Below are 7,639 nucleotides of genomic sequence, written 5' to 3'. Positions count from 1 at the left end.
GGGCTCCGGGGTGATCCGGGGTGACGTGAGGATGCACGGGTACTTGCGGGGTGTCGATCCGTCACGAAGTGCTGCCGGGGGCGCTGAAGGGGCGGCGATCCGTCACGAACGGTCGGGGTCATGTGCTGGAGGCGGCGGACTGCGACGGATGGAGCGCCCCTCCCAGGCTGTGGAGAAGTCCGCGGCCTGTGGATGACGGTTCGGCGGGGCGACGGCGCGGCACCGTAGGCGCATGCCCGAACCGTTCCTCCTTCCCCGTCCTCTGCGCGATGCGCCGTTCACCGTCGCTCGAGCGCGCGAGGAGGGGATCGGCCCGGGGCGGCTCCGCAGCGGCGATCTGATCGCGCCCTTCCACGGGGTGCGGTGCAGGGCGACCGACTCCGGTCCGAGACGGCGAGCGCAGGCGCTGCTCACGGGGCTCGGGCCCGGCGCAGTGCTCAGCCATCTGACGGCGGCGAGGCTGTGGCCGTTGGAGCTGCCGGAGGCCCTGGCGGACGAGCCGCTGCACGTGAGCGTCCGCGCACCCGCCCGAGCGCCCCGCCGCCCCGGAGTCGCGGGGCACGCGATCAGCGATCCGCTCGTGCACCGGGTCGTCCGGCGGGGGCTGCCGGTCACCGATCCGGCGTCGCTCTGGTGCCACCTCGGCGCGCTGCTCGAGCTCGACGATCTGGTGGCCGTCGGTGATGCGCTGGTGCGGGATCCGCTCATCGGCGATCCGGACGACCCCCGCCCGTGGGTGACCCTGAGGGAGCTGACGGAGCGGTCGTGGCGTTTCGAGGGGCGAGGTGCGGCCCGGATCCGGCTGGCCATCACACTGGTGCGGCAGGGTGCCGACTCGCGCCAGGAGACGCGCTTCCGACTCGCCTCCGTCCGATCGGGCCTGCCGGAGCCGCAACTGCAGGTGCCGATCCGCTTCCCCTCGGGTGCGATCGCGGGGTACTCGGACGGCTGGTACGAGGCCGAGCGCGTGGGATGGGAGTACGAGGGGGACGGGCATCGGACGGATCCACGACGGTTCGCCCGTGACATCGGCCGTTACGACGACTTCGCCGCGCTGGGGGTGCGGTCGGTCCGGATCGTGAAGTCGGAGTTCCTCCCGCATCCGGAGAGATCGGTCGAGCGCCTGCGGCGGGCGCTCGCCGAGCGCTCGGGCGGCGGCCGCGCGTGGCCGGGAGCGCCCCCCTCCTGGCCGGTCGACCTGTCGGCGGAGCGGACCGATCCGTCGGAGGAGGTCGTTCTCCTCCGTCGGCGGGCCGTTCGTGACGGATGAGGGGCGCAGCGGTCGTGCTGACGCGCGGATCGCGGAGGAGCAGGACGGAGCGGCGAGGAGCAGGACCGAGCGGCGAGGAGCAGGACGGAGCGGCGAGGAGCAGGACGGAGCGGCGAGGAGCAGGACGGAGCGGCGAGGAGCGGGACAGAGCGGCGAGGAGCAGGACGGAGCGGCGAGGAGCAGGACGGAGCGGGACCGAGCCCGTCCGCGCCTGAACCCCCAACCGCTGGACGGCGTGCGGGGGTGCCGCGAGGATGAGCGCATGCGGAGGCGAGGAGCGGGGGCGGTGATCGCGGCGGCGGTCGCGACCGCGGTGCTCGCCGGCTGCGCACCGTCCCCGGCGTGCCCCGGGTGGAGCACGACGCTCACGGTCAGCGTGGAGGGGCCGGGGAGCGGCTCCGTCGCCGACGTGCGGTTGTGCTCGGGCGGCGTGTGCTCGCGGCCCGACGCGGTGACTCCGGACGGGGCGCCCTCGTACCCGGTCGCGCGGGACGAGGACGGCGGCTGGGTGTTCGAGGTGGGCACCGCGCCTCCGGACGACGCGACGGTGACGATCGCGGACCGCGAGGGCGAGGTCCTGATCGAGCGGCAGCAGCCGCTGTCGTGGCGGTTGCTCGGCGAGCCGGAGGGGCCGGAGTGCGGGTGGCGCGCGCAGTCCCGGACGCTCGTGATCGCCGTGCCGGAACCGCGCGGCTCGGTGTTCGGCACCCGGTAGAGCGCTCCCACACCAGCCAGGCGCGGGTGCTAGCGTCGCCGGGACGACCTGTGCCGCATCGAGGCGGCGCCCCCACGAGAAGGCGACCCATGACCGTGACGCTCCCCGCCCCGCGACCGATCGATCCCGGCTCCGAGCCGGCGCTGCGCTGGGGCGTGATCGGCACGGGCATCGCCGCCCGCTTCGTGCACGCGATCCACGAGCACACCGCCCAGCGCGCGGTCGCGGTCACCGCGCGCGACGCCGCGAAGACCCGGGCGTTCGCCGACGAGCACGGCATCGGGACCGTCCACGACTCGGTCGAGGCGCTGCTCGCGGACGACACCGTCGACGTCGTGTACGTCGCCACTCCGCACCCGCTGCACCACGACCAGGCGCTCGCCGCGATCGCGGCCGGCAAGCACGTGCTGATCGAGAAGCCGATCGCGATGTCGGAGCGCGAGGCGCGCGCGATCACCGACGCGGGGCGCGCAGCCGGAGTGCTCGTGATGGAGGCGATGTGGACGCGCTACCTGCCGCAGGCCGACGTGATCCGCCAGGTGCTCGAGAGCGGGGTGCTCGGCGAGGTGCGCCTGGTGCGCGCCGACTTCGGATTCCTGATGCCCTTCCTCCCGGAGCACCGCCTGTGGAACCGCGAGCTCGGCGGAGGCGCGCTGCTGGACGCCGGCGTGTACCCGATCTCGTTCGCCTCGTCGGTCATCGGAGCGCCGTCGCGGATCACCGCCACCGGCACGATCGAGCAGCAGACGGGCGTCGACGCGAGCGCCGATCTGCTGCTCGAGACGGAGTCGGGCGCGCGGGCGCTGCTGTCGACGTCCCTCGAGGCGTCGCTGCCCGTCGAGGCGCTCATCGTCGGATCCCGGGGCCGCCTGCTCGTGCACAGCCCCTTCTTCGGCCCGAGCGGTCTCACCCTCACGCTCGGCGGCCTCGGCGGCGACGAGTCGGCGACCTGGATCGACGAGAGCCACGCCGAGGTGCACGACGGACTCGCGCACCAGGCCACCGCCTTCGCCTCCTACGTCGCGCAGGGGCTCGTCGAGTCGCCCGTGCATCCGCACCACGAGGTCGTCCAGGTGATGGCGACGATCGACGACGCCCGCCGGCAGGTGTCGGAGGAGATCGCGCCCGGCGCGGCGCTGCGGCACACCGTCGCGTTCTCGCTCGTGCACCCGGGGGGCTCCGCCGAGGAGGCGGAGTTCCTCGCGAGCGCGCGGCGCATCCTCACCGGGATCCCCGGAGTCGAGGACTTCACCGTGAGCAGGCAGGTCAGCCCGAAGAGCGATCTGGCCTGGCAGTTCTCGATGGTCTTCGCCGACCGGGCGGCGTTCGCGGCGTACGACGCGCATCCGGACCACGTCCGGTTCGTGCAGGAGCGCTGGCTGAGCGAGGTCGCCGACTTCCAGGAGCTCGACCTCGAGGCTCAGGCCGGCTGACCAGCCAGCACCCGCGCGTACACCTCGAGGTAGTCGTCGACCATCCGCTCGACGGCGAAGCGGCGGCGCGCCACCGCCCGGATCTCGCCGCGGTCGAGCCGCGCCGCCCGCTCGAGGGCGGCGACGGCCTCTGCGGCCGAGTCGACCACGAAGCCGGTCACGCCGTCGTCGACGACCTCGGGCATCGAGCCGCGCCGGTAGGCGATCACCGGGGTGCCGCACGCCAGGGCCTCGACGACCGAGAGTCCGAAGGGCTCGTCGAAGCCGATCGGATGCAGCAGGGCGGCGGCTCCCGAGAGCACGCGGGCGCGCTCCTCGGGGCCGACGGAGCCGCGGTACTCGACCCGGTCGCCGTCGACGAAGGGCTCCACGTCGTCGCGCCAGTAGCGCTCGTCCTGCACGAGGCCGCAGATCACGAGCCTGCGTCCGGCGCTCGCCGCGATCCGCACCGCCTCGGCGGTCCCCTTGTCGGGATGGATGCGCCCGAGGACCACCAGGTCGTCGCAGACGTCCGCACCCGGCTCCGGGAACGCCTCGACGTCGATCCCGTGGTGCACGGTCGCGGCGTAGTCGAGCTCGGGCGAGCGGTCGCTGTCCGAGATCGAGACGAGGTGCGCGGTCAGCGGATGCCGGAGGGCCTCGCGGTAGGCCGGCAGGATCCCCGGGCCGGAGAAGCCGTGCACCGTCGTGACCAGCGGCACCGTCCACTGCGCGGCCAGCGACAGCGGCAGCCAGTCGAGGTGGTTGTGCACGAGATCCAGGCCCAGCTCCCGCGAGCGGGCGAGCACGTGCGCGATGTGCAGCGACTCCGAGACGCGGCCGTCGACCGGCTCGACCGACTCGGCGTAGCCGACGGGAGTGCGCGACTCGAGCCGGGCGCGGGTGACGGAGTCGCCGGTGGCGAAGAGGGTCACGTCGACTCCGCGCCGCACGAGCCCCTCGGTGAGCAGGCTCGTCACCTGCTCCCACGGTCCGTAGTGGCGCGGAGGCGTGCGCCAGGCGATCGGGGCGAGCATCCCGATCCGGAGCGGTGCGCTCACCCCACGAGCCGGGTGATCGGCGCGAGCGGCGCTCCCGTGCGGGTCGGCAGCACCGCGGCGCGGCGCACCACGAGCGAGGTGTGCAGTGCCGCGACGGTCGACTCCGCCCCGCGGTTCTCGTTGCGGCCGCGGCGCTCGAGGCCGTCGAAGCCCGCTCCGGTCGCGGCGTCGAGCATGACGGTGCCGGAATCGTTCTCCCCCTGGAACCAGGCCCAGCACGAGGCGAGGCCGTCGCGCCAGCGCGGATCCTCCTCGAGGGTCAGCGCGCGGGCGCAGGCCGCCGCGATCGCCGCGACCTCGATCGGCTGCTGATCGAAGAGGGCCTCGTGCTCCGAGGGACCGCGACCTCCGACTCCGGTGACCGAGAGGTGGCCGTCGCGCGACTCGACGGCCAGGAGGAACGCCAGGGCGCGGAAGCCCTGCGCGAGGAGCACCGGGTCGCCGAGTGCGGCTCCCGCGGCGAGGAGCGCCTCCGGTATGCAGCCGTTGGCGTACCGGAGCCGGGGCTCGGGCCAGGGCCAGTGCTCGCTCGACCCGCGCGCGAGCATCGGGGCGGCGTCGGCCAGCAGCAGGGTCGCCGCCGCGGAGTGCGGCCGCACCTCGCAGACCTCGGCCGCGCCGAGCACGGCGAAGGTCATCGCGCGGAGATCGGGTGAGCGCTGCTCGGCGAGACGGAGGAAGAGCCGCATCGCCCGCCGGCGCGTCAGGGGCAGCTCGGCGTGCACCGCGGTGACGCCCGCGGCCCAGACGCTCCGACCCCACCAGTCGCCGACCGACGCCTCGTCGGTGAACACGCCGTCGGGGCTCATGCGGTTGCAGACCGAGCCGTCCTCGTCGGCGGCGTGCTCGAGGAACCGCAGGTACTGCTCCGTCAGCCGCCGGGTGAGGAACGACTGCTCCGGCTCCTGCACCACGACGATCAGGGCGCGCGAGACGTCGTCGACGCAGTAGCCGTGCTCGGGACGGGGCACGTCGAGCAGCGCGTGCTCGAAGAGGCCCCGCTCGTCGGTCAGCGCGTCGAGATGGGCGTAGGGGAGGGGCGGTCCGGTCACGCCGCACGCTCGACGCGGAGGCGGCCGATCAGGTCGAGGTAGCGGCCGCCGGCCTCGGGCCAGGTGAGGGCGGTGGACCGGGCGGGGGCGGTGCCGGCGGCGAGCACCTCCGCGAGCGCGTGCGCCATCGCGGAGGGGTCCTCGTGCGCGACCGCGCGGCCCTGCGGTCCGCCGAGCAGCTCGAGGGCGTGCGGGAACGCCGTCGCGACGACGGGCTTCCCCGCCGAGAGCGCCTCGACGAGCACGCCCGACGTGACCTGGTTGCGCGAGTCGTAGGGGAGGAGGACCGCGTCCGCCTCGGCGACGGCTGCGGCGAGCTCGGCGGGGTCGAGGTAGCGGCCGTCGAGGACCACGTCGTTCTCGAGTCCGAGCTCGGCGACGAGCGCGGTGAGGGAGTCGCGGTAGGCCTCGCCGTGCGACGCGAGCACCTTGGGGTGGGTCTGCCCGTAGACCGTGTAGTGCGCCGTCACTCCCGCCGCCCGGAGCTCGGCGATGGCGCGGACGCCCCACTCGAGGCCCTTGCCCGGGCCGATGAGCCCCCAGGTGATGATCCGGGGACGGTCGCGGTGGACCGGGCGCTCGGCCGCGCTCCACACCGGCACGCCGTGCGCGATCACGGCGACGCGCTCGGAGTCGACCTCGTAGCAGCGCTCGAGGATCTCCGCGGCGACGGTCGTCATGACGACGACGGCGTGCGCGAGGGAGGCGACGCGCTCGAGGACGCGGCGCTGCGACGGGCTCGGAGTCTCGAGGACCGTGTGCAGGACGACCACCGCGGGGACGGTCAGCTGCTCCATCACCTCGATCACCTCGGCCCCGTCGGGTCCGCCGTAGATTCCGTACTCGTGCTGGATCACCGCGACCTCGGTGCGGCTGAGGGCGCGGGCGGCCTGCGCGATGCTCGCGGCGTCACCGGCGACGAGCTCGGCCACCACCTCCTGCCCGCGGGCGGGCGGGGTGGAGCCGGGGACGGCCAGCTCGTCCATCACGCGCACCGTGCGGATCGACGCTCCGTGCGCCTCGACGAGCGCGGCCGCGAGCGACTGCGAGAAGGTCGCGAGTCCGCAGCGCGTGGGCGGGAACGTCGAGAGCAGTCCGATCGTCGCGCCGCTGGGGCGGTGCCCGAAGGAGTGGGGGTGGTCCATGCTGGGCTCCGGCCGCAGAGGCGGCCCCCGGGTGGCGGGACCGCGAACGGGCGAGGCGTCTGCCGGTCGGCATCCCTCGCGGGATCGCCGAGGGCGGATCCGGTCCACGACCGGCGAGCCGGGGTGAGTGGGTACACCTTAGGGGGGACATGTGGATGGCAGGGGTCGGGCGGTCGGCCCCTTGCGCTCCGGGGCGAGAGGTGCGTGGGCGAGGTCGGCGCGGCGGCTCGGCAGTCCGCTCCGGTCGTCGATCCGCGCCGACACGTGTGGCGCGGATCGACGGGTTGCCCCATCAGCGCGGATCCGTCCACGGGGTTGCATCCTGGGAGCCCCTGAGTAGCGTCCAAGGTGCGAGGGCGTCCACGACTCCGCCCGAGCAGCGGTCCGGCGGGGATCGCGAGCGGCGACAGGGGACGGCCATGGGCAGGATGATCTACGACTCGACCACCGAGGCGGACTTCGACGATCGGCTGCTCGCGCACCTGCAGATCGTGATCGGCACGAAGCTCGGCAAAGGCGAGTCCTTCTACTTCTCCTGGCGCGACGCGGGAGCCGCGGGCGACGGGCGCACGTCGCTGTGGCTGCATCCGTCGATCCCGCTGCGCTTCAAGTACTTCGGCGGGCGGGCGCCGTCGATCAACCCGGAGTGGGTGCGGCGGCTGCTGATGGACTCGTACAGTGCGCAGGGTCTGCGCATCTCGCCCGAGCCCGAGCACGCTGTGCACACGGCGGCCATCCCGACGGTGTAGCGGCCCCGGACCAGCGGGACGGCGCCTCAGCGCACGCGGTCGGCCAGCCGGCCGATGATCCACTCGCCCGTGGCGCCTCGCGCCCGGACGAGCAGGCGCGTGACGGACGCGACGTCCGGCTCGGTCGCGTCGGCGCTGTCGTACTCGATGACCATCGGCGTCGACTCCGACAGCGCGACGGTGGCGAACGTCGTCGGCGTGCCCTCGGCGACCCAGACGAGCAGCCCGGCGTCGC

The 7,639-nt window shown here is 74.2% G+C and carries 8 protein-coding genes; 4 read left to right on the top strand and 4 right to left on the bottom strand.

Annotation, left to right across the window (positions count from 1 at the left end; all coding sequences use genetic code 11):
• The first annotated feature begins 232 nt into the window (after positions 1-232).
• From IOC53_RS18235 to IOC53_RS18225, 3 genes are all read left to right on the top strand, one after another.
• Positions 233-1,270: a hypothetical protein gene (locus IOC53_RS18235; RefSeq protein WP_207407981.1), complete on the top strand. Its 1,038-nt coding sequence runs from the start codon at positions 233-235 to the stop codon at positions 1,268-1,270.
• 262 nt (positions 1,271-1,532) lie between these two features.
• The gene (locus IOC53_RS18230) at positions 1,533-1,985 is read left to right on the top strand and encodes a hypothetical protein (RefSeq protein WP_207407979.1); all 453 of its coding nucleotides are present in this window, start codon (positions 1,533-1,535) and stop codon (positions 1,983-1,985) included.
• Between the two features lie 89 nt (positions 1,986-2,074).
• On the top strand, positions 2,075-3,418 hold the full coding sequence (locus tag IOC53_RS18225; RefSeq protein WP_207407976.1) for a Gfo/Idh/MocA family oxidoreductase: 1,344 nt from the start codon (positions 2,075-2,077) through the stop codon (positions 3,416-3,418).
• On the opposite strand, the gene IOC53_RS18220 is transcribed toward IOC53_RS18225, so the two are convergent.
• From IOC53_RS18220 to IOC53_RS18210, 3 genes are read right to left on the bottom strand one after another with little or no spacing between them, the layout of a single operon-like run.
• The gene (locus tag IOC53_RS18220) at positions 3,406-4,458 is read right to left on the bottom strand and encodes a glycosyltransferase family 4 protein (RefSeq protein ID WP_307786256.1); all 1,053 of its coding nucleotides are present in this window, start codon (positions 4,456-4,458) and stop codon (positions 3,406-3,408) included. The genes IOC53_RS18225 and IOC53_RS18220 overlap by 13 nt on opposite strands.
• Positions 4,455-5,510, bottom strand: coding sequence for a glycosyltransferase (locus tag IOC53_RS18215; protein WP_207407975.1), 1,056 nt, complete (start codon positions 5,508-5,510; stop codon positions 4,455-4,457). Before IOC53_RS18215 ends, IOC53_RS18220 begins: the two co-directional genes overlap by 4 nt.
• On the bottom strand, positions 5,507-6,655 hold the full coding sequence (locus IOC53_RS18210; protein ID WP_207407973.1) for a glycosyltransferase: 1,149 nt from the start codon (positions 6,653-6,655) through the stop codon (positions 5,507-5,509). Before IOC53_RS18210 ends, IOC53_RS18215 begins: the two co-directional genes overlap by 4 nt.
• A gap of 419 nt (positions 6,656-7,074) precedes the next feature.
• On the opposite strand from IOC53_RS18210, the gene IOC53_RS18205 reads away from it, so the two are divergent.
• Positions 7,075-7,404 (top strand): ATP-dependent DNA ligase, encoded by a 330-nt coding sequence (locus IOC53_RS18205; RefSeq protein WP_207407971.1) that lies wholly within the window; start codon positions 7,075-7,077, stop codon positions 7,402-7,404.
• A 26-nt stretch (positions 7,405-7,430) separates the two neighbouring features.
• On the opposite strand, the gene IOC53_RS18200 is transcribed toward IOC53_RS18205, so the two are convergent.
• Positions 7,431-7,639: hypothetical protein (locus IOC53_RS18200; protein ID WP_207407969.1), on the bottom strand; the 209-nt coding region annotated here is incomplete at its 5' end.

This window comes from Rathayibacter sp. SD072, from assembly GCF_017355185.1.
Classification (GTDB): domain Bacteria; phylum Actinomycetota; class Actinomycetes; order Actinomycetales; family Microbacteriaceae; genus Rathayibacter.
Note: the sequence above shows the minus strand (reverse complement) of the source record. Positions and strands in the feature narration are given on the sequence as shown.